Below are 2663 nucleotides of genomic sequence, written 5' to 3' on the forward strand. Positions count from 1 at the left end.
CGGGCAAGCTCTAAGATCTTCCGATCCACGCTTTCGGGCGCAAAATCATCCACCGTCGCGCCATAATGGTGCGAATCGCCGACGACCAGCGAGCCATCGGCGCTTTGCACGACGATCAGATGAATACCATCGGCCAGAATCTTCGGCGATTCCTGCTGCAACTGTGCGGCCAACGCCGGTTGCGACGGGCAAACATGGTAGCCGCGATAGCGCAGCAGGCCGAAATCGCTCATCACCGCGTGCGGCAAGCGCCAACCGGGATCGGAGAGACGGAGCATGTGGAGTTTGCACTCCTGCGGGCGATGGCGGGCGATGACCTCGGGAAACAGCGTGCGGAAATCATGGCCGGGGCAAACGGCAATCGCGTCCGCTTCAATCGGGCCGTGCGCGGTTTCAACCCGTCCCGGCGCGACACCGGTAACAGCGCGGCCGCGTTTGAAGACAACGCCCTGGGTTTCCTCCAGCCATGCCGCGAGCTTCGGAATTGCGGTGCGGGATTCAACGCGCAACTCGTGGGGGGAGTGGAGTCCCCCGGTCAAACCGCTTCCCTGGGCGAAGGGAAGGGCGGCGCGCACTTGATCCGGCTCCCAAAGGGTGCAGTCGTCGCCCATCGGGTCGCGGGCGAACTCCTCAATGACCTGCCGGGCTAGAGGGGAATGGGCGAGCATCACAAGCCCGCGATGCAGTACGTCGATTCCGGCCTGGGGGGCGATTTCGGCCCAAATATCGCGGCTGAAACGCGCGCGCCGCCACGTATCGCCCTGGCCTTGGCCGGTGACGGTGACGAAGCCGAAGTTGCGCACGGAAGCGCCATTAGCGCGCATATCGCGGTCGATCACGACCACTTTTAGTCCTGCGCGAGCGGCGAGGGTGGCATGGGCAAGGCCGACGACACCGGCCCCAATAACGGCGAGATCATAACGCATTGATGAGAAATACCTTTACCGTTCGGTCCAGCGTTTGCGGCGGCGTTCGATCCAGCCGACGAGGGTGAGTTGCACGAGTTTGGCGGCGGCACAGAGGGCGACAATAATCATCCCCATTGCGGCGGCAGAGGCGGTCGCGCCCGCTTCGTCCATATTAACGATGGCGATGGAGGCGGTTTTCGTCCCGGCGACATAGAGAAAGATGATCGCCGATAGGGTAGTCGCGGCATTGGTGAAGAAATAGATCCAGATGCCCAGCAGCGTCGGCAAACAGAGGGGTACGGTCACGCGAAAAAAGGTGCGCCACGCGGGGACTTTTAGCGACGCCCCCACCACATCGAACTCGCGGTCGATGGCGGTGAGCGCGGTGGTGGCGGTCACATAGGTGACGGGCACGAGACGCATCACCGTATTGAGAATGAGAATGGCCAGCGTGCCGTAAAGAAGGTTCAGCGGGTTCCAGGGCGCATTGAAAAAGAAGATATAGGCCAGCCCCATCACCAGCCCCGGCACCGAGAGCGGAATGAGCACCAGAATCCGGCCTAAGGTAACAAGCCGCGTGGCATCCTTCACCCGATCCAGCAGATAGGCCGTGATGAAGACTAAGGGTGTTCCGATGCAGGCGCTCCACACCCCGAGGCGCAGGGTGTTCCAAACGGCGTTCCAGCCCTGGGCATCGACCTCGTTGAAATCATAATGGCGCAGGGTGAGGCTGAGATTATAGGGCCAATAGCTGACGAAGGAGGCCCAGGCGGCGATCCCCAGGATCAGCAGAATCGGCGCGGCGATCAACAGCCCATAGCCGAGCGCGAACCCATCGCGGCGCGCATCCGGCTGCGGCACCAGCGGCACGGCGCGGGCGGTCAGTTGCGCCTGCTGGCGGCGCTGAACGGCGCGATCCACGAGAAACGCGGCGACGGCGGGCAGCAGCAGCACCAGACCAATCGTCGCCCCCATCGGGAAATTCTGTTGGCCCACGACCTGCTTATACACATCGGTCGCCAGCACGTTGAACTGCCCGCCGATGACCTTCGCTACGCCGAAATCGGTGATAACCTCGGTAAAAACGACGAAAATCGCCCCGATAAGCCCATAGCGCGCCCCCGGCAGGGTAATTGTCGTAAAGATGCGCCGGGCGGGCGTGCCTAAGCTGGCGGCCGCCTCATACAGGCGGGCGTCGGCGGTGCTAAGGGCGGTCACGAGAATAATCAGCGCTTGCGGAAAAGCGAAGAAAACATGGGCCATGATAATGCCCCACGGCCCGTAAATATCGAACCCTTCGGGCAGGATCGGACGCAAAAGCCCCTGATTGCCAAAAAGATAAATCAGCGCAATCGCGGGTAGGACCGAGGGGGCGAGCAGCGGAATGGCGGCAATCGCATTGAGCGCGCCGCGCCCCTTGGCGCAGGTCCGCGTTAGCATATAGGCATACCCGAAGGCCACGGGCACGGTAATGAAGACCACAACCCCAGCGGTCCAGATGCTGTTCCAGACCGATTGGGCCAGGCTCGGCGTTGCGAGAAACCGCAGCAGGTTTTCCGCCCCCACGAAGCGCCCGTCGCGGGATTCGAGCGCCAGTTGAAACAGGCAGACCAGCGGCACGGCAATGCCGAGCACGAGCCCCGCCACAATCGCCGCCAGCCCCGTGCGGAGGGCGAGGGCTTCCAGGTTCAGCGGCGCGCGGGCGCTTGGTTGGAGGGCTGTCATCGTCTCAACCCGCCGGGAACAGGTGCAGGG

General features: G+C 62.9%; 2 protein-coding genes. Both read right to left on the bottom strand.

The annotated features are described in order from the left end of the window. Positions 1-926: TIGR03364 family FAD-dependent oxidoreductase (locus ACIQ36_RS19850; protein WP_395832584.1), on the bottom strand; the 926-nt coding region annotated here is incomplete at its 3' end. A 15-nt stretch (positions 927-941) separates the two neighbouring features. After that, positions 942-2663: putative 2-aminoethylphosphonate ABC transporter permease subunit (locus tag ACIQ36_RS19855; protein WP_395832586.1), on the bottom strand; the 1722-nt coding region annotated here is incomplete at its 5' end.

The organism is Elstera sp. (assembly GCF_044372965.1).
Lineage (GTDB): Bacteria > Pseudomonadota > Alphaproteobacteria > Elsterales > Elsteraceae > Elstera.